This is a genomic window from Planomicrobium sp. CPCC 101110 (assembly GCF_007859395.1).
GTDB lineage: Bacteria > Bacillota > Bacilli > Bacillales_A > Planococcaceae > Planococcus.
Window position 1 is genome coordinate 73,819 of sequence record NZ_VOHD01000009.1, and the last position, 25,088, is coordinate 98,906.

General features: G+C 46.7%; 23 protein-coding genes and 1 pseudogene. 3 read left to right on the forward strand and 21 right to left on the reverse strand.

The window, feature by feature from the left end; all coding sequences use genetic code 11:
• Positions 1-85: 85 nt before the first annotated feature.
• From FQV30_RS14380 to FQV30_RS14425, 11 genes and pseudogenes are all read right to left on the reverse strand, one after another.
• Positions 86-1,234, reverse strand: a complete 1,149-nt coding sequence (locus FQV30_RS14380; RefSeq protein WP_146500846.1) for an acyl-CoA dehydrogenase family protein — start codon at positions 1,232-1,234, stop codon at positions 86-88.
• A 210-nt stretch (positions 1,235-1,444) separates the two neighbouring features.
• Positions 1,445-2,592: pseudogene (locus tag FQV30_RS14385) on the reverse strand (thiolase family protein).
• A gap of 146 nt (positions 2,593-2,738) precedes the next feature.
• Entirely contained in the window at positions 2,739-3,647 is a 909-nt protein-coding gene (locus tag FQV30_RS14390; protein WP_146500847.1) for an ABC transporter substrate-binding protein, read from the reverse strand.
• 13 nt (positions 3,648-3,660) lie between these two features.
• Complete coding sequence (locus tag FQV30_RS14395; RefSeq protein WP_146500848.1) at positions 3,661-4,299, reverse strand: ABC transporter permease; 639 nt, start codon at positions 4,297-4,299, stop codon at positions 3,661-3,663.
• Complete coding sequence (locus tag FQV30_RS14400) at positions 4,296-5,264, reverse strand: ABC transporter ATP-binding protein (protein ID WP_146500849.1); 969 nt, start codon at positions 5,262-5,264, stop codon at positions 4,296-4,298. The genes FQV30_RS14395 and FQV30_RS14400 overlap by 4 nt, the downstream gene beginning before the upstream one ends.
• A gap of 112 nt (positions 5,265-5,376) precedes the next feature.
• Positions 5,377-7,020, reverse strand: a complete 1,644-nt coding sequence (gene abc-f, locus FQV30_RS14405) for a ribosomal protection-like ABC-F family protein (protein WP_146500850.1) — start codon at positions 7,018-7,020, stop codon at positions 5,377-5,379.
• A 239-nt stretch (positions 7,021-7,259) separates the two neighbouring features.
• Complete coding sequence (locus FQV30_RS14410) at positions 7,260-8,099, reverse strand: GNAT family N-acetyltransferase (RefSeq protein ID WP_146500851.1); 840 nt, start codon at positions 8,097-8,099, stop codon at positions 7,260-7,262.
• Positions 8,100-8,279: 180 nt separating this feature from the next.
• Complete coding sequence (locus FQV30_RS14415; RefSeq protein ID WP_146500852.1) at positions 8,280-9,497, reverse strand: MFS transporter; 1,218 nt, start codon at positions 9,495-9,497, stop codon at positions 8,280-8,282.
• A 134-nt stretch (positions 9,498-9,631) separates the two neighbouring features.
• Positions 9,632-9,766 (reverse strand): hypothetical protein, encoded by a 135-nt coding sequence (locus tag FQV30_RS18255; protein WP_255473479.1) that lies wholly within the window; start codon positions 9,764-9,766, stop codon positions 9,632-9,634.
• A 246-nt stretch (positions 9,767-10,012) separates the two neighbouring features.
• Positions 10,013-10,822: a zinc transporter ZupT gene (zupT, locus tag FQV30_RS14420; protein WP_146501098.1), complete on the reverse strand. Its 810-nt coding sequence runs from the start codon at positions 10,820-10,822 to the stop codon at positions 10,013-10,015.
• A 199-nt stretch (positions 10,823-11,021) separates the two neighbouring features.
• Positions 11,022-11,666 carry a uracil-DNA glycosylase gene (locus FQV30_RS14425; RefSeq protein ID WP_146500853.1) on the reverse strand — a complete coding sequence of 215 codons (645 nt, stop codon included), beginning with the start codon at positions 11,664-11,666 and terminating at the stop codon, positions 11,022-11,024.
• 131 nt (positions 11,667-11,797) lie between these two features.
• Between FQV30_RS14425 and FQV30_RS14430 the strand changes: the two genes are divergently transcribed.
• Together FQV30_RS14430 and FQV30_RS14435 are read left to right on the forward strand one after the other, a co-directional pair.
• Entirely contained in the window at positions 11,798-12,139 is a 342-nt protein-coding gene (locus tag FQV30_RS14430) for a P-II family nitrogen regulator (RefSeq protein ID WP_146496842.1), read from the forward strand.
• Between the two features lie 12 nt (positions 12,140-12,151).
• Positions 12,152-13,435 carry an ammonium transporter gene (locus FQV30_RS14435; protein ID WP_146500854.1) on the forward strand — a complete coding sequence of 428 codons (1,284 nt, stop codon included), beginning with the start codon at positions 12,152-12,154 and terminating at the stop codon, positions 13,433-13,435.
• 38 nt (positions 13,436-13,473) lie between these two features.
• Here the strand turns inward: FQV30_RS14435 and FQV30_RS14440 are convergent, their stop codons facing one another.
• The 7 genes from FQV30_RS14440 to FQV30_RS14470 form a co-directional block, all read right to left on the reverse strand.
• Entirely contained in the window at positions 13,474-14,097 is a 624-nt protein-coding gene (locus FQV30_RS14440) for a phosphatase PAP2 family protein (RefSeq protein WP_186725671.1), read from the reverse strand.
• A 183-nt stretch (positions 14,098-14,280) separates the two neighbouring features.
• Positions 14,281-14,589 carry an antibiotic biosynthesis monooxygenase family protein gene (locus tag FQV30_RS14445; RefSeq protein WP_146500856.1) on the reverse strand — a complete coding sequence of 103 codons (309 nt, stop codon included), beginning with the start codon at positions 14,587-14,589 and terminating at the stop codon, positions 14,281-14,283.
• Between the two features lie 16 nt (positions 14,590-14,605).
• The gene (locus FQV30_RS14450; RefSeq protein ID WP_146500857.1) at positions 14,606-15,550 is read right to left on the reverse strand and encodes a siderophore ABC transporter substrate-binding protein; all 945 of its coding nucleotides are present in this window, start codon (positions 15,548-15,550) and stop codon (positions 14,606-14,608) included.
• A gap of 18 nt (positions 15,551-15,568) precedes the next feature.
• Entirely contained in the window at positions 15,569-16,330 is a 762-nt protein-coding gene (locus tag FQV30_RS14455; RefSeq protein WP_146500858.1) for an iron ABC transporter ATP-binding protein, read from the reverse strand.
• The gene (locus FQV30_RS14460) at positions 16,327-17,277 is read right to left on the reverse strand and encodes an iron chelate uptake ABC transporter family permease subunit (RefSeq protein ID WP_146500859.1); all 951 of its coding nucleotides are present in this window, start codon (positions 17,275-17,277) and stop codon (positions 16,327-16,329) included. The genes FQV30_RS14455 and FQV30_RS14460 overlap by 4 nt, the downstream gene beginning before the upstream one ends.
• On the reverse strand, positions 17,270-18,220 hold the full coding sequence (locus FQV30_RS14465; RefSeq protein WP_146500860.1) for an ABC transporter permease: 951 nt from the start codon (positions 18,218-18,220) through the stop codon (positions 17,270-17,272). Before FQV30_RS14465 ends, FQV30_RS14460 begins: the two co-directional genes overlap by 8 nt.
• A gap of 212 nt (positions 18,221-18,432) precedes the next feature.
• Positions 18,433-19,293: a DUF6612 family protein gene (locus FQV30_RS14470; RefSeq protein WP_146500861.1), complete on the reverse strand. Its 861-nt coding sequence runs from the start codon at positions 19,291-19,293 to the stop codon at positions 18,433-18,435.
• Positions 19,294-19,446: 153 nt separating this feature from the next.
• Here FQV30_RS14470 and FQV30_RS14475 point away from each other — a divergent pair, with 153 nt between their 5' ends.
• A complete protein-coding gene (locus FQV30_RS14475; protein WP_146500862.1) occupies positions 19,447-21,165 on the forward strand; it encodes an ABC transporter ATP-binding protein in 1,719 nt (572 codons plus the stop codon).
• Positions 21,166-21,278: 113 nt separating this feature from the next.
• On the opposite strand, the gene hflX is transcribed toward FQV30_RS14475, so the two are convergent.
• The 3 genes from hflX to putP all read right to left on the reverse strand — a co-directional run bounded on the left by hflX (position 21,279) and on the right by putP (position 25,042).
• Positions 21,279-22,550, reverse strand: a complete 1,272-nt coding sequence (hflX, locus tag FQV30_RS14480; RefSeq protein WP_146500863.1) for a GTPase HflX — start codon at positions 22,548-22,550, stop codon at positions 21,279-21,281.
• Between the two features lie 90 nt (positions 22,551-22,640).
• On the reverse strand, positions 22,641-23,372 hold the full coding sequence (locus tag FQV30_RS14485) for a VOC family protein (RefSeq protein WP_146500864.1): 732 nt from the start codon (positions 23,370-23,372) through the stop codon (positions 22,641-22,643).
• Between the two features lie 149 nt (positions 23,373-23,521).
• Positions 23,522-25,042, reverse strand: a complete 1,521-nt coding sequence (gene putP, locus FQV30_RS14490; protein ID WP_146500865.1) for a sodium/proline symporter PutP — start codon at positions 25,040-25,042, stop codon at positions 23,522-23,524.
• Positions 25,043-25,088: the final 46 nt, after the last annotated feature.

Below are 25,088 nucleotides of genomic sequence, written 5' to 3' on the forward strand. Positions count from 1 at the left end.
CAACAAGTTTCATTTATATTAAATTCTTTTGTTTATTCTGTCAAGTCAAAATAATGTACTCACTGGCATAACGCACTTCGTCCGCCTAGAGGCCCATCCGTTTGGCAATGATGGTTTTCATGATTTCATTGGACCCTGCGTAAATGGCGGCAACCGGAATGTCACGGTACCGCCTTGCTATTTTATACTCCTCCATATAGCCATAGCCGCCGTGCAGCTGCATGCATTCACCCGCAATTTTCTTCGCTGTATCCGTCAGCCAATATTTCGCCATTGACACTTTGGATACAATGTCTTTCCCTGCCATATGCTCTTCAATCAGCGACTCGAGGAATGAATGTCCGATTTCCACTTCGGTTGCCATTTCCACCAATTTGAATTGAGAGTTCTGAAAAGAGCTGATCGGCTTGCCGAACGCTTTTCTCGATTTGACATAATCGAGCGTCATTTCGAGCATGTCTTCCGAAGCGGTTTGCGCTGCAATGGCCACAATCAGGCGCTCTTGCTGCAGCTTTTCCATCAAGTATGAAAACCCTTTATTTTCAGCGCCTATCAAGTTCGCAGCAGGAACGATACAGTCTTCAAAATACAATTCCGCCGTATCTTGGCCATGCAACCCGACTTTGTTGAGCTTACGGCCTTTAGTAAACCCCGGCATCCCTTCTTCAATCATCAGCAAGGAAATACCCCGATGACTCGGTTCCGCTTCGGGATCCGTCTTAACAGCCGTTAAAACCAATGTGGAATTGATGCCGTTGGTGATAAAGGTCTTTTGGCCATTGACGATATAATGGTCCCCTTGGCTTACTGCTGTTGCCGAAAGGCTGGCCAAATCCGATCCTGCCCCAGGCTCCGTCATCGCAATTGCGGTAATATGCTCTCCCGAAACACACCCAGGGAGCCAACGCTTTTTTTGTTCCTCCGAACCGTATGCTTCGATATAAGGCACAGTAATGTCATTATGAAGCCCGACACCCGTGAGGCTCGCGCCAACACGCTCCATCTCTTCTCCAATGACAACAGCGTACCGGAAATCGGCGCCAGACCCGCCGTACTGTTCTTCCACTTGCGGACATAGAAAACCCATAGCGCCCAGCCTTTTCCAAAATGTTTTTGGTATCAAACGGTCTTCTTCCCATTTTTCATATTGCGGAACAGCTTCTTTTTCCAGAAATTTGCGCAAAGATTTGCGGAACAACTCGTGCTCTTCTTCTTCAAATCGATACTTGCCCATTCGTATTCCCCCTTATTTCAGCCGCATGCGAATGGCGCCGTCAAGCCGGTTACTTCCCTGTTCAACATGGCCTTTTCCGCACTGCTTTCTACCAATTGCGCGTATTCCGAAGAGCGCCTGAGACGAATTGCCGCTTTGCCAAGGCCAGAGGTCCCACCTTTATGTCCGCCAGTTTCATCGCCATCCCCCTTCCTTGAATGAAAACTGCGGCTACAGCCTTTCGATGATTGTCGCGTTCGCCATACCCATCCCTTCACAGACGGCCAGCAGTCCGTAACGCCCTTCGATGCGTTCAAGTTCATGGACGAGCGAGACCAATAGCTTTGTCCCGGTCGCACCCAGCGGATGGCCGAGGGCGATGGCCCCTCCCCCAACATTCAGTTTTGCAGGATCTCCTCCAATATCGGCAAGCTACGCGAGCGGAACCGGCGCAAACGCTTCGTTCACTTCATAACGGTCGATATCTTCAATCTTCAATTCTGCTTTTTCCAGTGCTTTTTTCGTTGCTGCAATCGGCCCTGTCAACATCAATGTCGGATCAGACCCGACCACCACACGAGAAATGATTCTCGCTTTCGCTTTTAACCCAAGTTCCTGTGCTTTCTCGCCGGACATCAGCAATACAGCTGAGGCACCGTCACTCATTTGGCTCGCGTTCCCGGCTGTAATCACACCGTTTTCATCAAAAACAGCCTTCAAGCTTCCGAGCACTTCAACAGCCGTTCCGGGACGCGGCCCTTCGTCCACAGACACTACTCGCTTCTTGCCGCCTTCACCGTCCACTTCCACCGGTACGATTTCACGTCCGTAGATTCCCTCGGCAATCGCCTGTTGCGCCCGTTCATGGCTTTGCACTGAATAAGCGTCCAATTGCTGACGGGTCAATTGCCATTTTTCCGCGATCCGCTCCGCAGACAAGCCTTGATTGATAATTTCGTATTGCGCAGTCAATTTCCCGCTCGGCTCCGCTCCCTGCATGTTTGAAAACATAGGAACGCGCGTCATGCTTTCAACACCGCCCGCAATGACAATATCCATATCCCCAGCCAAAATTGCCTGCGCTGCAAAATGCACCGCCTGCTGGCTCGATCCACATTGCCGGCCAATCGTGACGCCCGGAACATGAGCAGGAAGCCCGCAATCAATGCTGCTGTCCGCGCAATGTTGCCTCCCTGTTCACCAGTTTAGGACACACATCCTAAGATGACGTCTTCGACAACCCTTTTTTCTACACCTGCGCGATCCACCAATTCTTCCAGTACTTTAGCCGCCAGTTCGTCCGGCCTGATGCCCGCAAGCACTCCCTTGCCCCGGCCAACCGCTGAACGGACTCCTTCTATAATTACTGCTTCCCTCATTTCTTCACCCTGCTTCGCCAGTCATCCTCAAACCCGAAAGACTTCAGAATTGAATGACTATTCATTCAATTGCTGTTATTGTACAAGACACCGCCGACAAATACTATAAAAAATCCTGCAGAAGTTTCTGCAGGATCGGAAGGAAATTATTCTTCTATCAAGCCTTTTTCTATAAGAAAATCACGGGCTACGTCACTGGCGACTTCCTGGTCCTGGTCGACGCGGGCGTTCATGGCAAGCATTTCTTCTTCACTGATTTGACCGGCAAGCCCTTTCAGTACACCCTCCAGTTCCGGATATTCTTCAAGTGCCTCTAGGCGGACAACCGGTGCTGCATCGTATTTGGGGAAGAACGACAAGTCGTCTTCGGTTGTTTGAAGATCGAACAGGCCGATGCGGCTATCTGTTGTAAATGCCGGAATGACGTCAACTTCCCCATTCTTCACAGCTTCGTACATAATTGCGGGATCGAAGCTATCCATTTCCGAGAAGTTGAATGGGTATGTTTTCACCATATCATTGTAGCCATCCCCTTTACGCTCATAAAAGGGGTGCGGCGCTCCAAATGACATGTCTTCCTTCTGCGAAATCTCCGCAAGTTCCGAATACGTCTCCGCATCGTAGCCGCTGTCTTTCGAAAAAGCCAGCGTATAGCCGTTTTCAAATCCCAGAGGTTGCAGCCAAGTCGCATTCAGCTGTTCTTCATACCCTTGGCGGACGCGTTCCAGCACTTCTTCAGACGATTGGCCGGGAACAGACTCTTCTTTCAAAACATCCTTCAAACCGGTGCCGGTATATTCTACGTACAAATCAATATCTCCTTGTTCCAGTGCCGGAGTCAAAATCGCCACTTCTCCAAGGCCCTCTTTGTATTCCACTGCATAATCCGAGTTCGCCTCGATATACTGCCCTAAAATCTGGGGTAAAATGTATTGTTCGGTCCACGGTTTTCCGCCAATGACAATTGGATCCGCACTTTCTCCGCCCGTTTCCGAACCACATCCTGATAAAACCACCGACACTGCCAACAAAACTCCCAAAACGCTTTTTTTCATCGTGGAGCCCCCTTTAAATTTTCAGTCCTTTTGGCGTCACTTTCTTTTCGATCCATTTCAATATCCAATCAAACCCGATGGCAAGCAGAGCTACCGGCAAAGCCCCTGCCAAAACGAGTGAATTGTTGTAAGATTGCAAGCCGCGGTAGATAATATCCCCCAAGCCGCCCGCTCCGACAAAAGTGGCGAGTGTGGCAATGCCGACAGTAAGAACAGTGGCCGTACGTATACCTGCCATGATAAAAGGCAAAGCGAGAGGAAGTTCGATTTGCCGCAGGATCTGTGTTTGGGTCATGCCCATTCCGCGCCCCGCTTCAATAATCGACCCATCAACTCCCGTGATTCCGGTATATGTGTTCCTCAAAATAGGAAGCAGCGCATAAATGATGAGTGCAATCATCGCAGTAGGATAGCCGATGCCGAGAATCGGCACTAAAAATCCGAACAATGCCAGGCTCGGTATTGTCTGAAAAACTGCGGTTACGCCAATCACCGGCTCCGCATAGCGGCGATAACGCGCTATAAGGATCCCTAAAGGCAAAGAAATCGCGATGCCGACTGCAATGGCTATAAACGACAAATATATATGCTCAAAAAATGCGGTTTGAATCATTTCTTGGCGGCTGGCTAGGGTGTCCAGGAAATCCCTCATACTAGCGCACCATCTTCCTTGAAGAGGGCCGCTTTCAAAAGATCCTTTTCGCTCGCATAAGCAATGACTCGCCCATTTTCAGTAATAGCCAAGCGGTTGCTGCGGCTTTCGCCTAAACAAAGAACCGCCTCATCAATTGTTGAGGAAGAAGCGATTTTTTGCGCATCCCCACTCCATTCCTTGTCAAAAATCCCCACATACTCTTTCAATAGCCGCTCTCCAAACGACCGCTTTTGGCGAATTCGTTCAATGCCGATAAAATTCCGGACAAATTCATTTGCAGGATTATCAACCAGCTGCTGGGGCGTGCCGATTTGCTCAATCCGCCCTTTTCGCATAACAACGATTGTGTCGGCGATTTTTAACGCCTCATCCATATCATGAGTGACAAACACGATGGTTTTGTTGATGGTTCTCTGCAGATTTCGCAATTCGTTCTGCAGCTGCTCCCGGCTAATGGGATCCAAAGCAGAAAACGGTTCGTCCATCAGCACGATATTGGGATCTCCGGCCAGCGCACGGACAACGCCGATACGTTGTTGCTGGCCTCCGCTAAGCTCCAGAGGAAAGCGTTTCAGATAGGTATCTGGATCAAGCCCGACCAGATCTAGTAGTTCGCGTATACGGGAGGCCGTTTTTTCTTCTGGCCACGAAAGCAGCTTGGGAACAAGTGAGACATTATCAAAAATCGTCATATGGGGAAACAGCCCAATCCGCTGGATTACATAGCCGATAGAGCGTCGAAGCTCAACTTCATCCAGATCCGTTACAGGCTTCCCATCAATATATATATTTCCTTCTGTCGGTTTTTCCAGTTTGTTGATCATTTTCATCAATGTGGTTTTTCCGCAGCCACTGGGGCCGATGACGGCTGTCAATTGATGGGCTGGAAGAGTGAGTGAAACATTTTTCAGTGCATCAGTCCCGTCAGTGAACCGTCTGCTGACATTTTCAAAACGAATCATTGCAGCACCTCTTTCCTGTCTGATAGGTCCTTACCCTTAATCAAAAAAACTATTCACAGTTCGATTAAAGAAAAAACGGCTGCATTCAACAACCGTTTTTTCCTTTCGTATTCTAATTCGCTTGAATCGCCTGTATTTCCTTTGTTAACTGGTTGAAACGGGAATCCAGTTCTGCGTAATTTTTGTCGCCTGGCTGTATGAAGCTGAGTTTCCCCAAAATCGTCTGGCGCTCCGTTTCAAGCGCCAAGATTTCACTTTTCCGGCTTTCCTGGTGTTCTGCTTTTTTATCAAGCCACTCATTATAGCTTCCTTCATATTTAACCAAACACTCTTGGCTGAAAAGCAAAAGCCGATTGGCAAGCCGTTCCATAAAGTATCGATCGTGCGTTGCAATAAGAAGCGTTCCCTCAAACGTTTCCAAGGTTTTCTCCAATTGCTCGCGCGAAGGCAAGTCTAAATGATTGGTGGGCTCATCCAAAAACAATACGTTGCATTCGGCAAGCATGAATTCCATCAGCTTCAATTTCACCCGTTCTCCCATACTCATATGGAGAACCGGCTGATTCCAGTGCTCTTTACCAAACCCAAGATTATCCATCAATGTGCGGATTCTCCCGGCCTGTTCAAAACCGGACGGCGCAAACAATACGGATGGCGTTTTTTCTTCCGGCAAGTCAAAAACATTTTGGCTCAAATAACCGATTTTCATACCGGTTGTAGTCCAGACTTCCCCGGAAAAAGCTTGTTCTCCAAGCAACACTCCAAACAATGTCGACTTTCCACTGCCATTCTTGCCGACCAATCCAACGCGTTCCCCGTGTTGGATAGTAAAAGAAGAGTTCTTGAAAAGAGTGCGGCCGCCAAATTGGACTCCGGCATTTTTTAGTTCGATGACCCGTTTACCTTTTTTTGCTCCACTTGCTATTTCAAAGACCACCGATTTTTCTTCTTTCGGCCTTTCTATGCGCTCTTGTTCAAGTTCAGCTTTCAGCCGCTTTTGTTTGCTGCGGATCTGCACATCCATCCGCTTCGCTTTTGAGCGATAAAACTCCTTTGCAAATTCCTGCTTCGTAGAGTCCGCATGGGCTTTTGCTGACCAGGACTGCAATTCCGCCATTTGGCTTTCCACACGCGCAATCTTCGACTGCTGTTTTTCATATTTTCGCTGCTGCGTCAAACGGTTATGGGCTTTCTCAGAGAGGGCGGCACTGTAATTCCCTTTGTATGCAGCCAAATCCCCCTCTTCGATTTCCCAAATACGGTCAGCAATTTTATCGATAAAGTACCGGTCATGCGAAATGAAAATCAAAGTTCCTTTGTAAGCAGCCAATTGATCTATAACAACTTCCACGCTTTCCGCATCCAGATGATTGGTCGGTTCATCCAGCAACAGCAGTTCAGCCCTTCCTGCTAAAGCTTGCGCCAATCTTATTTTTATCCCTTCACCGCCGCTCGGTTTCTCCCGATTTTCAGGCACGCCCCACTCTTTCTCCAATTTACGTGCTTCCGCGTCAGTGGTGCGGCCAGGATTCCCTCTCACCTCTTGCTGCATGTAAACTATGCCCGGCGCCGCACCTTTCCATTCTACTCCCGCCCAACCTTCGGCAATCGCTTGAAGCAATGAGGTTTTTCCTGCTCCGTTCGGTCCCACCACGCCAATTCGCGCGCCTTTCGGGATGTCCGCATTCACCTTTTTCAATACTATCGATTCTCCATACTGTACAGCCAGGTTATTCAGCTTTCCTATAATAGCCATTGCTATTCCTCCTAGCCGGAGAAACAAAAAATTCCTCCGAGATAATCACCGGAAGAATTCGCATGCCTAAACAGCCCGCTCACGCAGGCATTTTTCTTGAAGATAGGCAGACGAATCCAATTTCTTTTGCACCATATATTTACGGTTCTACAGAAACAGGATTATATATCCATCGTCCATCCATCTTCCCTTCAGTTTGATGCGTCGATTATATCACATAATTCTGACGATTCCTATGATTATTCGAAAGACACATGCACCGGATTCGCTACTTGTTCAAAGCCGATTTCCCGATAGATTTTATTGGATGTCGGATTTTTCAAATCGGTATACAGCATAGCAAAATCATATTCAAACAATAACTCTTCTGTCACTTCAGCGACTAACGAGCGGGCATACCCTTTTCTCCGATGCTTGCGGGGCGTAAAAACAAAAGAAACTGTGATGCCCCTTTTTGATGGCCTCGTTTTTTTCATGCAAGACACCACTTCACCGTCCACTTCCCAAACGTAGACTTCTTTGTTTTCGATGAATTGGTTGATTTGGCGTGCCGCTTCCGCAGCGCTTGACACTTTTATCCCGGTCTCCACTTCAAACAGCAAACACCATTCCTCCAAAAGCGGCGCATCTTTTTTGTTTGCCACCCTCCATGTGCCTGGACTCTTTTCCAGGCCGTTCGCCACCGCATCAGCCCGGTACAACCCTTGATCCATCAACAGATGCGCTTTTTGGCCGGTTTCCGCTGTCCAGGCCAAAACGAATCGATTTGCCGTTTCCCGGTCTCCTATAACCCCATTCAATTCAACACCAGATTCGATAAGCAGTTTTGAAAGTTCGCTTTCTACTTCCGGCGTGTCCACAAAAGTGATCAATTGCAGCGGATGCGGCGGGGTCATCAAACAGGCCGCCAATACTACTTCCTCGTCTTCGGCGATAGCCAAAAAATAGTCCTCGTATTTCCCTTGTTTGATCTGATTCAGCACCCCTAAGAACAAACTATATATATCCTCATTTTCATAAAGGGCCGGTTCCACTTTTTCAGAAAAGGCTTCTGTTTCGGCATAGATATTCCAATTCATTTCTCCACTCTCTTTTCCTTTAATTTCGCATTACTAAAGTATTAGCTATTGCATGAGAATAACCTGCTAAAATATGAGAATTTTCATAAGTTTTTTATGAAGACCAGATCCGGTTTTCCAGGAAAAAGAGATGAACAGAAAAAGCTCAAGCCATCCGAAGACGAGCTGAGCTTTTATCCCTTAATCCAATTCCAGTTGTTTTGTCTCTTTCCCGAGGAAAGCAACCGCCAGTGCCCCTATGATGACTGAACCGCAGAAAATCGCGAAAATCAAACTGATATCGTAATCAGCCGCAAGAAGCGACCCTACGAGAAGCGGTCCGAGAATACCGCCGATGCGGCCAAAAGAAGCGGCCATTCCTGTTCCCGTCCCGCGAATAACCGTCGGATATTGCTCAGGCGAATATGCATATAACGCTCCCCAAGCGCCCAAATTGAAGAAAGAAAGGAAAGCCCCTGCAACGATCAATGTAGCAATGGCATCCGCATTGCCGAAGGCCAGTGCGCTGGCTGCTGTACCAAAGAGGTAAGTGACAAGGACAAATTTCCGCCCCATCCGCTCAATGAGCCAGGCCGCAGAGAAATAGCCAGGCAGCTGGGCAAGCGTCATGATCAAGACATACTGAAAACTTTGAATGAGGGAGAATCCTTTTAACACCATAACGCTTGGCAGCCACAAGAACATGCCATAATAAGAAAAGACTACCGTGAACCAGACAATCCATAACATCAGTGTTGGCCGGCGATACTTTTTAGACCATACGCTTTTGATGTTGGTTGAAATCGATTGAAGCCCTGTCTTTTTCGCTGTGAATTGGGGAGAGTCCGGCAAGTTGATCCGCAAATAAAGAGCATATAAAGCGGGAAGCGCCGTAAGCAGCAATGCGACACGCCAGCCGAACGACGGTATAACGAAGTAAGAAATTACTGCTGCAATCAGCCAGCCGCCTGCCCAGAAGCTTTCGAGCAGGACGACCACACGTCCGCGCTCCGCTGCCGGCACACTTTCCGACACAAGCGTTGAAGCGACTGGCAGCTCTCCTCCGAGCCCCATCCCGATGAAAAAGCGCAAAACCATAAAAGCTGCCAATGTAGTCGTGAATGCCGATAATCCGCTTGCTATCGAGAAAAGCAATAATGTGACGATAAATATCTTCTTGCGCCCTACGCGATCCGCGTATATACCGAATACAAACGCCCCGACCGCCATGCCGATGGAATTGACGCTGCCAATCCAGCCCATTTGCTGAGTCGTCAAATCCCAGTCTTGGTGAAGCGCAGCAATGACAAATGATAGTATCCCCACATCCATAGCGTCAAAAAGCCAGCCTAATCCCGCAATTCCAAGAAGTTTATTTTTTGATATTGATTCTACTTTCTTTTCTGTTAGCGTAGCCATTTCTTCTCCCCTTGTCTTTATACATGTAACTAACTGTCTTTACACATGTAACTAACTGTCTTTACACCTTTACTATACATTTCGGGAAATAAAGTGACAAGCCGCCAAGAAATGTTTAACTTTTCTAATTATTATCAGGTGGCTGGATTGATGGTACCGGTTGCCGCATCCATCGCCTTAACACTCGCCCTTATTGCGGCTTGCCGGGTTTTGTTTTCCGCTATGATTCTCGGTTCTTCCGTTTTTGAACAATCTTCTTTATTGCCCATACTCTACCCACAACTTCCGGAACGTAAACGATAGGGGCGAAGCCAGGTTGCCGCCGGTATTCTCATAGCAGATTCAGGAAGGCGCAATTCTTTAAAATTATCGCTACTGTCTTTTCTCTCCTGCCCCTCTATGGCCCAACCGATTGTTTCCGGTGATTCATCACAAATTTCTCCGACTGATTCAATATACAAAAAAAACGCCTTCTTATCTCATTCACGAGATAAGAAGGCGCTGGGTTTCAGCATTTATGCAATCAGCACCAAACTGATGGCCATGACCGCCATGCCCGCTATCAAGCCATAAATGGACAAATGGGCTTCATCATACCGTTTGGCTGCCGGCAGTAATTCGTCTATTGAGATAAACACCATGATTCCGGCTACACCAGCAAAAACGATGCCAAACATCGTATCACTCATGAACGGCATCAAAATCAGCCATGCCGCAATTGCGCCTACCGGTTCCGAGATCCCCGACAAGACGCTGTACTGAAATGCTTTTTTTCGGCTCCCTGTTGCATAATAAATCGGAACAGAGACGGCGATTCCTTCCGGAATATTGTGGATTGCCACTGCAATAGCAATTGCCACACCAAGACCCGGGTCTTGGATTGCAGACATGAAAGTCGCGATTCCTTCCGGAAAATTATGAATCCCGATTGCTAAAGCCGTGAAAATACCCATTTTGCGCAAATGGGCATACTGATCATTTGTCGGGCCTGCATCCATATCTTCAATCGTCTTGACTTCATGCGGATTTTCAAGCTGAGGCAAAATCCGATCCAAAGCTGCCATGAAAATCATTCCGCCGAAGAAGCCGGCAATTGTCAGCCAGTACCCCAATGAATCACCATGGGCATCAGTCAAAGCTGTTTTCGCTTTAACAAAAATCTCGACCATCGAAACGTAAATCATTACTCCTGCAGAAAAACCTAACGATATTGATAGAAATTTCGTATTTGTCCGCGATGCTAAAAAGGCGATCAAGCTGCCGATCCCTGTCGCCAGGCCAGCGAATAAAGTCAATCCTAGAGCAAATAAAACCGTAGTGTCCATAGCATCATCCACTTTCCGTTTCGCTTGAATATGAATATTGTACGGCAAAAGTTTCCTTAGAGCAACTTTTTTCAACTCAGAAAGATGTTTTATTTTTCATTTATTTCTTTCTTCAGTGATAATGTCTTGCCAAAAAGGACCCTCGTCTCTTCAGTAAAGAGGCGGGGGCCTTTTAAAAAAGCGGCTTTATATAACCCCTTTATTTTTTGGGTTTCAACAATTCCCCTAACTTTCGCCAATCATCATCTTTTAATGTCCGCACTGGCGGATTGTAGAAAACGCTTGCCGGATGAAACGTCGGAAAGATGTGATAACTGTCTTCAGAAGCTTCGAATGTCTGGGTTTCTTCATTCCATATTAAAATTGGCGTTTCCATCAAGACCCCATGTAATTGCGTGACTTTTGCCTGAGGGCCCACCAATCGCTGCAATCCGATATTTCCAAGAGTCACGATGATCGGCGGACGGATATCGTGAATTTCCGCATCCAATATTGGTGCATGGGCAATTATTTCTTTTTTTGTCGGTGCCCGGTTATATTTCCGTTTTACCACTTCGCCGTTGCGCTCTTTCTTTTGTCCCCATTTATACGGCCTGCTTCGAACTGCGCTCGTTATGTATACATCTTCCCTAGACAGGCCGATGCCTGCCAAAGAAGCCATCAACTCTTTTCCAGCTCTTCCGGTGAACGGAATGCCGGTTTCCACTTCATTTTCGCCTGGGGCTTCCCCTACCAGCATAAGCGCCGGATTCATCGGACCCTGGCCCCTTACAAATCCATCCACAGGAAAACCTTCAATGCGTTTTATCCCTTTTGCCGCCAGCTCATCTGAAATTCTATACATCGAATCACCTCTTAATAAGTTTATCACAATTATTAATGTCAGGTTTTCTAACATATTTGAAAATAAAAGCTTGCACTTTTAGAATGTTTTGATTATGATGTTAACAAACCTAACATAGAGGAGGACAAAACATGAAGAAAATCGAAACAATTATTCGTCCATCCGTCTTTTCTGATGTGCGCCAAGCATTGGCGCTTGAAGGAATCGACGGGCTTAGCGTCACAGAAATAGCTGGAATCGGAAAACAGGAAGGCCGAGTCGGCCTGTTCCGCGGTAATGCTTATACGATGGAATTTTCTCCAAAACTTAAATTAGAAATGGTAGTGGAAGATGACAAAGTGGAAGATATTGTCGAGGCGTTATTGCAGTACGCTTCCACCGGCCAAGTCGGGGACGGCAAAATATTTATCCTGCCAGTCGAGGAAGCAATTCGAATCAGAACACGAGAACGCGGCGCCGTCGCCGTCGGATAAGGGGGAAAACAAATGGAAGCAGTTCAAAGTTCAGTTGATATGTTATGGGTCATGCTCGGGGCTATTCTAGTATTTTTTATGCACGCAGGATTCTCAATGGTGGAAACAGGGTTTACCCGTTCTAAAAATACAGTGAACATTTTGATGAAAAACTTGCTTACAGTAGCCATCGGTTCAGTTCTTTTCTTTTTTATCGGTTTTGCACTTATGTTCGGCACCTCCGCCTTTGGCCTTATCGGCACTGATGGTTTTGCACTTTTGGGACGCGATGATATCGGATTTTTCGTTTTCCAGGCAGTTTTCGCTGCAACATGTGCCACAATCATTTCCGGAGCAGTAGCGGAACGCATGCATTTGTCGGCATATATTCTCCTGACACTTGCTATGATCGCCGTAATCTATCCGGTTGTCGGCCACTGGGTATGGGGCGGCGGATGGTTATCGCAGCTTGGATTCATCGATTTTGCCGGTTCAACTGTCGTCCACTTGACCGGTGGTGTTGCCGCTTTTGTTGCGGCTTGGAAACTCGGGCCGCGCATCGGAAAATATTCCGGAAAAACGGTCAATTCAATTCCAGGCCACAATTTGCCTTTAGGAGCCCTTGGCGTCTTCATCCTTTGGGTAGGCTGGTTCGGATTTAACGGCGCCAGCACACTGGCAGCGGATCCGGCGACTGTACCTTCAATCATCGCCAATACACTGCTTGCAGCTTCAGCCGGCATTTTATCCACAGCAGCTTACACACGCTTCAGATATGGCCGTATCGACGCTTCTCTTACAATGAACGGCGCTTTGAGCGGACTGGTCGGGATTACCGCCGGGTGCGCCAACGTATCGCTAATAGGTTCCATCTTCATCGGACTGATTGCCGGTATCGTCATGACAGAAAGCGTCCGTATTCTCGATTCGAAAATCCGGGTCGACGATCCAGTCGGCGCTATTTCTGTACACGGCATTGTCGGGATTTGGGGAACCCTCGCACTAGGTTTGTTCGATACAACCGGCGGTATTTTCTATGGCGGCGGAGCTGAAGTTTTAGGCATCCAAACAGTGGGCATTTTGGCTGTCATCGCCTGGACTTCAATTACAGCAGGCCTAGCAGTTCTTGCTATCAATGCCTTTATCCCGCTTCGCGTCACTGCCGAAGAAGAAGAAACCGGCCTTGATTTTACGGAACATGGTTCTCAAGCTTATTCTATGCAAGATGTCCTTAGAGGCACAGGCCCTGCCAGCGATCAAAGTTTCGCTGCACGGCTCAACCAATTGGGGGAAGATCCTTCTATTCAAAAGTTATAAACAAAAGGGCGATCCGATAAACCGGATCGCCCTTTTGTTTATTTTTGTAAGTGCTCTTTGAAAAAGCGCTCCCGCATTTCATACCAAATCGCAATTGCCACGAACCACGAATAGCCAGCGCACCATCCAGCCACGACATCTGAAAAATAATGTTCGCCCCCCGCTACACGGGATAGCCCAATGCCGCACACAAGAGCGGCTGCCGCTGTCCAAACCAGCCATTTTATCACCCTTGACGCCATGTGTTCCGTGATGAAATAAGCAACTGTAAAAACATAAAGCAACCCGACCATCGCATGTCCGGAAGGAAAGCTGAAACTTTCCAACCCATGAGGAAAATCCGGACGTTCCCGATCGTAAATGCGCTTTAGCAGTTGGTTTATCACATTTCCTGCACCCGCGGTTAAAAACACAAACAACATGCCGCGGTAATTTTTCCGATGAATCCACAAGTATACAATCAAGGCAACGCTGATTGTCATGATTGCCCATTGTTCCCCAAGCAGCGATAAACTATCTATTAAAGAGTTTCCTCCCAGAAGTTCAAAAGCGGCTATGTCTATTTGCCGAAACTGCACACTTGGAAAAGTAATTAGAATTGCAAAAAATACGATTAATGTCGCCATCCCAAGCGGGTAGAAAAAACTTTTGATGTTCCTCACCCTCTTTCGCATCAGTTGTTAATTTATTATAACCTAAATTTTGAAATAATTTGAAGAAAACGCGGCTGCCACATTTTCCAAGCCAAAACTTCTGCCCACTCCTTAGGCTCTCCTTCATCATACCCCTCTATTCAGGCCTATGAAAAAAGGTGAACCGCTAACGGTCCACCTTTCTTCTTCTCATTATTTTACGGCATGAACATGATATGTGCTTTGGGACGATTCAAGGACATGGTCCGGTTTCGGCTTTCCGAGATTCGCTTTATGCCCAGCGATATGTTCAGGGTTCTTTTCCCAGTTCTTCCACGCTTCTTCTGATTCCCAGCGAACGTAGACGACCACTTCTTCATCGCCCCGTCTGACGTTTTTCTTCAAAACCGCCAGATCGATAAACCCGGGCTGTTTTTCAAGTTTTCCTTCACCGGAAAACTTAGCCAAAACCGGCTCAGAAAACCCTTCTTTCACGACAATCTTTTTCATTTGTACGAACATACAATAACCTCCTTTTTTACTCGAATGCTGACTGGATTTCTTTCACCATCGCGCTGACAGATTGAAGTCCGCCACCCGACATGTACCAGTAGTCTGGATCCAAGTAAATGATTTTGCCATTTTTATAGGCATTTGTTTTTTGCACTAGCGCGTTCTCGAGAGAGTCTTTCGCGCTTGCGCCACCGCCTACCGCAGCGTTGCGGTCAACCACAAAAAGAATGTCCGGATTTTTATCTAAAATATATTCAAAAGTTATGCTTTGGCCGTGAGTTGAAACCTCAATGCCTTCATCCGCAGCCGGTACACCGAATACGTCATGGATGATGCCGAAACGCGATGCTGGTCCATACGCGCTGATTTTGCCTTCGTTCGCCAACAAAATCAATGCTTTTTCATCTGTTTTGCTTACAGCTTCTTTCACGCCTTCAATTTCCGTGTTGATTGACGCCAACTCTTCTTTCACTTGATCTTCTTTGCCGAAGATTTCACCTAGAAGAGTCATGTTGTCAGTGAAAGAATCCATGTAGTTGTTTGTATCAACCGCCATATGGATTGTCGGTGCAATGCTGGCAAACTCTTCATACATTTCTGCTTGGCGTCCAGAGATAATGATCAAATCCGGTTCCATTGCGTTGATCGCCTCAAAATCCGCCTCTTTTAACGTCCCGACATTTTCATACTTTTCTTTGTCTGAGTATTTCTCCAGATATGCAGGCACTGTTTCTTGCGGCACGCCTGCAACTTCAACACCCAACTGGTCCAAAGAATCCAAAACTCCGTAATCAAATACCACTACTTTTTTAGGATTTTTCGAGATTTCCGTTTCACCAAGTTCATGTGTCACTGTCATTTTTTCCGTAGATCCTTCAGCGGCGCTTGTTTCCTCCGCTCCACTAGACCCGCATGCAGCCAAGAAAGCAACCATCATCAATGCGAAAGCTAAAAGCAATAATTTCTTCATATGTTTCATCTCCTATTATTATGAATTAAAGTAAACGCAAATTCTGCAGTTGTCCATTTGTTGAATCGGTATATCCATGTCGTAAATTTCTTTCAAAGCAGCCGACTGAATAATTTCCGCCGTTGTTCCGTCTTTGATCACGCGGCCATTTTTCATAGCAACAATCCGGTCTGAATATACAGAAGCAAAGTTGATGTCGTGAAGCACAATCACCACTGTCTTGCCCAGATCATCGACCAAACGGCGCAAAATTTTCATGATTTGGACGGAATGTTTCATATCCAGATTGTTCAACGGCTCGTCAAGCAGCACGTAGTCAGTATCTTGGGCGATGACCATGGCAATGAATGCGCGCTGACGCTGCCCGCCGGAAAGCTCATTCAAATAGGAATGTTCAATGTCTTTCAGATCCATGTATTCAATGGCTTGGTCGACCATCTTTTCATCTTCGCCATTGAGCCGGCCTTTGGAGTAAGGAAAGCGTCCAAAAGAGACAAGTTCACGAATTGTCAAACGCACGTTCATGTAATTTGACTGTTTTAAAATTGATACCCGCTTAGAGAAATCATTCGATTTCATCTTTTTGGAGTTTGTTCGGTCAATCAGCACTTCTCCTGTATCAGCATCAAGCAAACGGCTGACCATGGAAAGAAGCGTTGATTTCCCGGCTCCGTTCGGCCCGATAAACGAAGTGATCTGGCCTTGCTGAATATTGACCGAGACATTTTCCACAACTTGCTTCTTTCCATAAAGCTTTGTCAATTCACGAACTTGTATCATTTAGATCGACTCTCCTTTAATAGTAGATAGATGAAGTAAATCCCACCGATGAAGTTGATGATAACACTCAATGTCGTGTTGAAAGTGAAGACCCTCTCCACTACCCATTGACCGCCGACAAGCGCAATCACACTGATGACTATAGATCCGAAAATAATTGTTGAATGTTTATAGGACTTGAAGAATTGATAGGATAAGTTGGCGACGATCAATCCAAAAAACGTAATGGGACCGACCAGCGCAGTAGCAATCGCAATCAGCACCGCCGCCAGTACAAGCATCTTTTTAACAAGGCTGTCGTAATTTACGCCAAGATTGATCGCCGTGTCGCGCCCCAGCGACAAAACATCGAGCGAGCTGTTGTACCGCCAAGCAAAAACGACCAGTGCACTGATGATTGCAAGCGAAGTCCATACCAAGTCCGAGTTAACGTTATTGAAGCTGGCAAACATCCGGTCCTGCACAAGCTGAAATTCATTTGGATCGATCAGCACTTGCAGGAATGTTGAGATGCTCGAGAAAAACGTTCCGCATATGATGCCGATCAAGAGCAAAAAGTAGATCGGATGGTTTCCTTTCTTAAAAAGCAACTGATAAAACAGCAAAGCGAAGACGACCATGACAGCTATGGATAAAACGAAATTCAGCTGCTTGTTGATTAGCGTCACATGGCTTGAGCCAAGAAAGAAAATCAATAAGGTCTGAAGGAGCATGTAAAGGGAGTCGAGGCCCATGATGCTCGGCGTCAATATCCGGTTATGGGTGATCGTCTGGAATACGACCGTAGCGTAGGCAATCGCAATCCCGGTCAGCACCATCGCGAACACTTTCACCCCGCGCCGCGGCAGTGCGTAATCAAAACTGCCATTCAAATCCTGAAAAAGGTAGACGCCGCATGCCAGCATCGCTAAACCGACAAGAACCATCAGTTTATGTAAATCACGCATATGCTTTCCTCCTAAACAACAAGAAGAGGAAAATAAAACTTCCAATGACCCCGACCATCAAACTGATGGAGATTTCATATGGATAAATAAGAACCCTTCCCAAAATATCGCAAACCAACAAGAAAATCGCTCCTAGCATCGCCGTATGCGGCAAGGTCTTCTGCAAGTGGTCGCCTTTGAAAATTGATACGATATTCGGGATGATCAAGCCCAGAAACGGTATGACCCCAACTGTCAAAACAACCGTAGCCGTAATCAGCGCGACAAGCGTCAATCCCAGGTTGACAACGCTTCGGTATTTCAACCCCAGATTTTTGGAGAAATCCTCCCCCATCCCAGCAACCGTAAAGCGGTTGGCGTAGAGATAAGCGATGATAAAGACCGGCAAACTGATGTACAGCAATTCGTAGCTTCCTTTCATGATCATCGAAAAGTCGCCTTGCATCCAAGCAGCCATGTTCTGGATGACATCAGCACGGTATGCAAAAAAGGTCGTGATTGAAGACAAGATATTTCCAAACATCATCCCGACAAGCGGAATGAAAATAGCATCCTTGAATTTTATGCGATTGAGAATTTGCATAAAGAGGAAAGTGCCGGCAAGTGCAAAGCCGAACGCCAACGTCATTTTCTCAAGCATCGATGCATTGGCGAACATCAGCATCGATACCAGAATTCCGAGCCGGGTGGCGTCAAGTGTACCTGCGGTTGTCGGAGACACAAATTTGTTGCGGCTTAGCTGCTGCATAATGAGTCCTGCCATACTCATACCAGCGCCCGCAAGCAAAATCGCTGCCAGCCTTGGCAGACGGCTGATCAAGAAAATTTGTGTTTCTTCAGATTGGAAATCTAGCAAATCGGTGATACTGATGCTGCTGACTCCGACAAACAGCGAGACGAACGACAGTATGATCAATGCTGGTATTAAATAACGTTTTTTCATTACTGCCCTCATCCTTGTTAGAAATGTTTGAAACTTTCATGCGAGTGATAATCATTATCACTTGTTTACAAGCTTTAGTATAGCAGTTTGGTAAAAAGAGTCAATGATTTAGTGAGAATTATTTTCATTTAGGTGGGATTTTTTTAATTTGTTCAAATTTATCAATTCCAACAAAAAAGAGCCTGCTTTTCAGCTGGCTCTTACGAATGCCTTCATTCCAATATTTGTGCTTGTTCGGTGACTTTATCCGGCAAAGTGATTTCGCCGATTTCATCGTATTTGCTGTATACCGCTTCCACACTGGACTGAACCGACATGGTTTCCTCATCTATTTCCACCTCAAGATCCGCATCCATTTTCAAGTTTTTTACTCTGAATGAGTTTTTATCGAGGCGGAATTCGTAGCGGCTAGAACGAATGTTCATTCCTTCACTGTTCATCGGTGTCCCTATTTCCATTTGGCCAAACGTTTTTTTCAGCTGCTCAACCATTAATGGATAGAATTCTTCGCCAGATGATTCTAAACGCAGTATATATTCTTCGCCCGTCTCTTCCAAAGCGAAATCCTTAGCAAAAGCACCAAGCTCTTTCAGTTGATGTGCGGGATCCGCACTCTGCTGGTCGGCGAGCAGCTTAAAATCCCCAACGGCTTCATCCTGCAATTTCAGCCACATGTCCAGCGGGGCTTCATACATGTACAATCCCTCTTCAGTAAAATACATTTCCATGGAAGCAGGTGTTTCGTTTTGAATATCATCGGACCTAATCGAGGTTTCCGACTGGTGATGGAAAGCTTCCGGATTCCTGATAATATCCATATTCGCATCGATTGCCACATCTATCTCCATGCCCTCCGGCTGCATCTTCATATGCTGATCCGTTAAAATATCGGCGTGCAGGCTGTCCGCTTCCTCCGCCGCTTCCTGTGACTTCACATAGACTTCTTCGGCCGTAAATCCACCAGATGCCTCTTTACTTGCTTCACCGCCCGCTTCCGGCTGTGCCGTCTGGCCGCAAGCTGATAAACTAAACGCCAGTGCCGCTCCACTGATGAATGGGGTCCATTTCTTCAAATCAATCATCCTTTCATGGTTTGCCTTATGGGTTAGTACGTGCAACACTTCTATTTAGTTGCAGAAAATATTTCGATTGGCGAATTTCCATTAGTTAATTGGCAAGTTTTACATTATACTTTGATTTATGGCAAAACTTAAGAGGTGGTTTTTTTGAAGTTAAAGCAGTTTTTCACATATTACAAACCCCATAAACGTTTGTTTATCATCGATTTTTCAAGCGCTATTATCGTAGCGATTTTGGAGCTCGCTTTTCCGCTCGCTGTCCAATGGTTCATTGATTCCCTATTGCCAAGCGGTGAATGGAATTCTATCGTGACTGTCAGCGTCCTATTGCTTGCCGTGTTCTTGCTCAGCACGTTTCTGCAGTATATCGTCAATTATTTGGGCCATAAACTCGGCATCAATATTGAAACGGATATGCGGGAGGAGTTGTTCACCCATGTGCAGCGCCAGTCTTTCCGCTTTTTTGACAATACAAAGACCGGACATATCATGAGCCGTGTAACGAATGATCTGTTCGATATCGGCGAACTCGCCCATCATGGTCCGGAAGATTTCTTTATCGCTATCATGACCTTCTTCGGGGCTTTCAGCATCATGTTCTGGATCAACCCGAAACTCGCGCTTGTCACATTGATCGTCATTCCGTTCCTTATTTGGCTAATCACCTACTGCAACATTAAGATGAACCAGGCTTGGAGCAGCATGTACGGCAAAATCGCAGATGTCAACGGCCGCGTGGAAGACAGTGTCTCTGGAGCGCGCGTCGTGCAGTCATTTACAAACGAAGAGTTTGAAATCAACCGTTTCAAAAAAGATAACGATAGGTTCCGAACAGCAAAACTTGTCGCTTATAAAGTAATGTCCGCTACCCACTCCAGCATTTATATGATGACGCGGCTGCTGACGCTCCTTGTCCTGGTATACGGAGCTTGGCTGAACTATCAGGGGAGCTTGACTTATGGCGAACTTGTCAGCTTTGTATTGTTCTTGAACGTTCTAATCAAACCGATTGATAAAATCAGCGCACTTTTGGAGCTGTACCCAAAAGGCATGGCCGGATTTGGCCGCTTCCGTGAATTGATCAACCAAGAGCCGGAAATTTTCGACCGTGAAGATGCAATTGCCGTCGACAGGCTAAAAGGCAATATCCGCTTCGATAATGTCCATTTCGGCTATGATGACCATAAAACGGTATTGAAAGGCATTGATTTGACGTTAAAGGCAGGAGAAACAATTGCGTTTGTGGGCCCCTCTGGAGCCGGCAAGACCACTATTTGTTCTTTGATTCCGCGTTTTTATGATATCCAAGAAGGTTCCATTACGATTGACGGCATCGATATCCGGGATATGACAACGAAGTCACTTCGTTCCCATATCGGCATTGTGCAGCAAGATGTGTTTTTGTTTACAGGAACAATCAGGGAAAATATCGCCTACGGCAAACAAAATGCCACTGACGAAGAAATTTTGGCGGCTGCTAGAAAAGCGCATTTGGAAGATTTCGTATCCAAGCTTCCGGAAGGCTATGAAACCCAAATCGGTGAACGCGGCTTGAAACTATCGGGCGGCCAAAAACAGCGGTTGGCCATTGCGCGTATGTTCCTGAAAAACCCGCCAATCCTGATTCTTGATGAAGCGACTTCGGCGCTCGACACAGAAACAGAACGGATCATCCAAGAAGCTTTGTCCGAACTTGCTGAAAACCGCACAACGCTCATTATCGCCCACCGCCTGGCTACCATCCGGGATGCGGGCCGTGTGATCGTCGTGACCGAAGACGGCATTGCAGAACAAGGCGGCTACAGTGAACTGCTCGAACACAACGGCATCTTCGCCAACCTGCACCGCATCCAGTTCCAGCAATGAAGCAGCGCAGCGATGCAGAACAGGGGCACTATTTTCATAAGGAATCCCTGCAACATCCCAAAACACCTTCAACAGTTAAAAAGCGCCTCTCCATAAACGGAGAGGCGCTTTTTTTATTTTCCAATGACAAATTCTTCGAAACGGTCGTAATCGGCCTGGCTCAATTCCACTTTGAGAAGCGTGCCGTTTTCCTCGTACTCGGTTTCTTCGATTGTCGCGTATTCGTTCAAGTAAGCCACAATATCCCCCCGTTCAAACGGCAAGATCATCCGGCATGTAACATGGTCGGAAAAAATGTGCCGTTTGATCAGTTCCAGCAATTCATCAAGTCCGCTGTCTTCTTTAGCGGCTATCCACAATGCATCCCCTGTTACTTTAGGGTACGGGATTCCAGCCAGGTCCGATTTGTTATAGACAAAAAGGGTCGGTATATCTTTGACGCCGACTTCACGCAACGTCGAATGGGTAACATCCATCATGTGGCGGTATTCTTCGTTCGATACATCCACAACGTGCAGCAGTAAATCCGCATTTCGCGCTTCCTCTAATGTGGACCGGAAGGCGTTGACCAAATGATGGGGCAGTTTGCTGACAAATCCGACGGTATCCGCAAGCAGGAATGACTTGTTGTCCTCCAGGCGAATTTGGCGTACGGATGTATCAAGTGTCGCAAACAGCATATCTTTTTCGAACACTTGCTTTTCTTCACCCTGTCCCGTTTTTGTAAGCAACTCGTTCATAATGGTAGACTTCCCTGCGTTTGTATACCCGACAAGCGAGACGACCGGCATTCCTTTTTTGGTACGCTGTTTCCGCTGGGTAACCCGCTGGTCTTTGATCTGCTCCAGCTCTTTGCGAAGTTTCGAAATCTGGTCTTCAATCTTCCGTCTATCGAGTTCCAGTTTCGTTTCACCAGCACCACGGTTTTGATAACCGCCGCCGCTGCTTCCCCCTTGCCTGCCGAGAGAAGCGCGCAATCCGACCAGACGCGGCAGCATGTATTGAAGCTGGGCCAATTCGACTTGCACCTGAGCTTCGCGCGTTTTGGCGCGTCGTGAAAAAATATCTAAAATCAACAGTGTACGGTCAATTACTTTGCATTCAAGCTCTTCTTCCAAATTACGGATCTGAGACGGCCCAAGCTCATCATTGAATATGACCAAGTTCGCTCCCGCTTCTTCATACAGAGCTTTGATTTCATCAACTTTCCCTGTACCGACGTAATGGGAAGGATTGATGCGTTCCAAATTTTGCACGACTTCCCCGACGACTTCCACTTCACAAGCTTCCGCTAAGTTGCGCAGCTCTTCCATTTCATAATCAAAATGGATGTCCTTCTGAAGCTGGACGCCAACAAGTATCGCTTTTTCTTTTAGTAGATCCATTTATGATCCTCCTTTTCCTTAAAGGAAACCCTTTATGCAACAAGGCGACTTTCAAGCTCTTTATACTAGGCAGTTGAATAGATGCCGCATTTAGTTACCTTTGTTATTCCCTTTTTCCGGCAGCCAATAAACCCCATCGGCGAAAGTCACTTCCTGCTCTGCAGCTTTAAAGGCCACCTTTTCCAACCGCTCTTTTTTTCCATGGGCTGATTGGAATTCAATGCGGCAATTTGCCAAATCCAGCTTTCCGCCGAGCAGCTTCGTCCATTTTTCAGTATGGGCGGCAACGTCATTCACACCGAAAATGCATTTCTCCACTTCCAGCATTTCGCTTTCGGGCAGAAGCGCGCCGCTTTGCCTCAAGTTTTCGAGGCGGACTGCGTCCCTTTCTTGCCATTGAATGAAAAACGGACATGGCAGTTGGTCTGAAACTGCTTCTTTGATGAATAGCATTTTCCATCGAATCAGCTTGCCGGCACTTGTCCGCCGCTCCGCATCAAGAACTCCGGAAGTTTCAAATCCCTGATCCTGTAATCGCTTGTCTAATTCCTCGATATTATCCGTACGAAGACAAACTGTACCAAACCCTGACTTGTCATGAAGGAGCAATTCAGTCAGTGGATGATGGGCCTGTTTCGCAATGGCTGGATTTTCTACAGCCAGCCATTCTATGTAACAGTCTTTGGCGTAAAAAAGGGCGTTGTGGGTTCCCCACTGTAAATGCTGCCCCCCGAGCACTGCCGGGAATTTCAGCCGGTTCCAGTAATCCACAGTTTCTTGAGGATGCTCTTCGGTAAAGTGCACAATATGATCTAAATACAAAGCTTCTCTCCCCTTTGCTCTCTTATTGCTTCAATTATACGTCATGTTGAAAAAGATTCCTTTAAATTCACGGGGAAGCTTGTTCACATGCCAACAAAAAAGGCTTTAGAGGCAACTTTCGCGTTGCCTCTAAAGCCTTTAATGACTGTTTATGCTCTTTCTTTGATCAAACGTTCCGTTTCATCAAACTCTGCTGTAATCTCCTTGTTCGGTTTGTAAGTGATCAAACTTACAATCAACGTCACAACCAAGCAAAGAAGGAAGCCCGGAATGATTTCATAAACACTGCCGATGAAGTTAGTGGCCGCGGTAGCACCAGGATCTTCAGCTGCTGTGCCTATTGAGTCCCAGATGATAACTGTAGCGGCGCCGACAACCATACCCGCCAAAGCGCCCCATGTCGTCAACTTTCTCCAGAACAGAGCCAACAAGATAAGCGGACCAAACGCAGCTCCGAAACCAGCCCAAGCATAAGCTACCAAGTCAAGGATTGTCGCATTTTGTTCCCAAGCAAGGAAGGCGGCAATCAATGAAATGACCAATACAGCCAAACGGCCAAGCGTTACATACTGTTTGTCCGTAGAAACTTTCTTGAAAGCGATTTTGTACAAATCTTCAACCAGCGCAGATGATGTAACAATCAGCTGGGATGAAATAGTACTCATGACCGCTGCCAGTACAGCCGCCAGCATAAATCCGGCAATCAATGGATGGAAGAAGATTTGGCCTAGAACGATAAAGACGCCTTCAGGATCTCCCAAGTTCGCATTCGGATTTTGCTGGAAATAAGCTAGACCCACCAAAGCTGTTGCAATAGCTCCGAAAAGGCTCAAAATCATCCAGCCAATTCCGATGCGGCGAGCCTGGCGCACTTCTTTCAAAGTTTTGATCGCCATAAAGCGAACAATGATATGCGGCTGGCCAAAATAACCGAGGCCCCACGCCACTGCTGAAATTACTCCGACCAGAGAAGCCCCTGTCGTGAAGTTCAACAATGCAGGATCAACCTCCCGTATGCTTGCAGCAGTCTCACTGAAGCCCCCTGTAGCCACAATCCCAATAATAGGAACAGCAATCAGCGCCAAGAACATCATCAATCCTTGAACAAAGTCCGTATAGCTTACCGCAAGGAATCCGCCGAAAAGTGTGTAAGCGACTACTACAGCTGACACAATGACCAGGCCAAGGTGGTAATCCAGGCCGAATGAGCTTTCAAAAAACACGCCTCCGGCAACCATTCCCGAAGAAACGTAAAACGTGAAAAACACTAAAATGATAATTCCTGAAACTACCCGCAGCAGACGTGAATTGTCTTTCAGGCGGTTCTCCAAAAAGCTGGGAATGGTGATTGAATCTTTCGTGATGAACGAATATACGCGCAAACGCGGCGCTACGAAAAACCAATTCAAGTAAGCTCCGATTGTTAAACCAATCGCAATCCAAGCTTCAACCAGGCCGCTTACATAAATAGCTCCCGGCAACCCCATCAATAGCCAGCCGGACATGTCGGCCGCCCCGGCACTCAATGCGCCGACTGCAGGCCCAAGCCCTCTTCCTCCAAGCATGTAATCTGTTAAATTGGCTGTTTTCTTAAACGAATACCATCCGATGAACAGCATAGCTGCCATGTAAACGGCAAGAGCTATGATTTGAAAAACTGAATCTGACATTAATACTCCCCCTCAGATTTTTAGTGTAACAGGTTCTTTAACCTTG

Coding starts and splice junctions, on each gene's coding strand:
- FQV30_RS14395 (WP_146500848.1), bottom strand. CDS start 4,299: ATGAGGGATTTCCTGGACACCCTAGCCAGCCGCCAAGAAATGATTCAA.
- zupT (WP_146501098.1), bottom strand. CDS start 10,822: ATGGACACTACGGTTTTATTTGCTCTAGGATTGACTTTATTCGCTGGC.
- FQV30_RS14380 (WP_146500846.1), bottom strand. CDS start 1,234: ATGGGCAAGTATCGATTTGAAGAAGAAGAGCACGAGTTGTTCCGCAAA.
- FQV30_RS14410 (WP_146500851.1), bottom strand. CDS start 8,099: ATGAATTGGAATATCTATGCCGAAACAGAAGCCTTTTCTGAAAAAGTG.
- hflX (WP_146500863.1), bottom strand. CDS start 22,550: ATGGATCTACTAAAAGAAAAAGCGATACTTGTTGGCGTCCAGCTTCAG.
- FQV30_RS14400 (WP_146500849.1), bottom strand. CDS start 5,264: ATGATTCGTTTTGAAAATGTCAGCAGACGGTTCACTGACGGGACTGAT.
- FQV30_RS14450 (WP_146500857.1), bottom strand. CDS start 15,550: ATGAAGAAATTATTGCTTTTAGCTTTCGCATTGATGATGGTTGCTTTC.
- FQV30_RS18255 (WP_255473479.1), bottom strand. CDS start 9,766: ATGGGCAATAAAGAAGATTGTTCAAAAACGGAAGAACCGAGAATCATA.
- FQV30_RS14390 (WP_146500847.1), bottom strand. CDS start 3,647: ATGAAAAAAAGCGTTTTGGGAGTTTTGTTGGCAGTGTCGGTGGTTTTA.
- FQV30_RS14455 (WP_146500858.1), bottom strand. CDS start 16,330: ATGATACAAGTTCGTGAATTGACAAAGCTTTATGGAAAGAAGCAAGTT.
- FQV30_RS14445 (WP_146500856.1), bottom strand. CDS start 14,589: ATGTTCGTACAAATGAAAAAGATTGTCGTGAAAGAAGGGTTTTCTGAG.
- FQV30_RS14460 (WP_146500859.1), bottom strand. CDS start 17,277: ATGCGTGATTTACATAAACTGATGGTTCTTGTCGGTTTAGCGATGCTG.
- FQV30_RS14425 (WP_146500853.1), bottom strand. CDS start 11,666: ATGTATAGAATTTCAGATGAGCTGGCGGCAAAAGGGATAAAACGCATT.
- abc-f (WP_146500850.1), bottom strand. CDS start 7,020: ATGGCTATTATAGGAAAGCTGAATAACCTGGCTGTACAGTATGGAGAA.
- FQV30_RS14415 (WP_146500852.1), bottom strand. CDS start 9,497: ATGGCTACGCTAACAGAAAAGAAAGTAGAATCAATATCAAAAAATAAA.
- FQV30_RS14430 (WP_146496842.1), top strand. CDS start 11,798: ATGAAGAAAATCGAAACAATTATTCGTCCATCCGTCTTTTCTGATGTG.
- FQV30_RS14465 (WP_146500860.1), bottom strand. CDS start 18,220: ATGAAAAAACGTTATTTAATACCAGCATTGATCATACTGTCGTTCGTC.
- putP (WP_146500865.1), bottom strand. CDS start 25,042: ATGTCAGATTCAGTTTTTCAAATCATAGCTCTTGCCGTTTACATGGCA.
- FQV30_RS14435 (WP_146500854.1), top strand. CDS start 12,152: ATGGAAGCAGTTCAAAGTTCAGTTGATATGTTATGGGTCATGCTCGGG.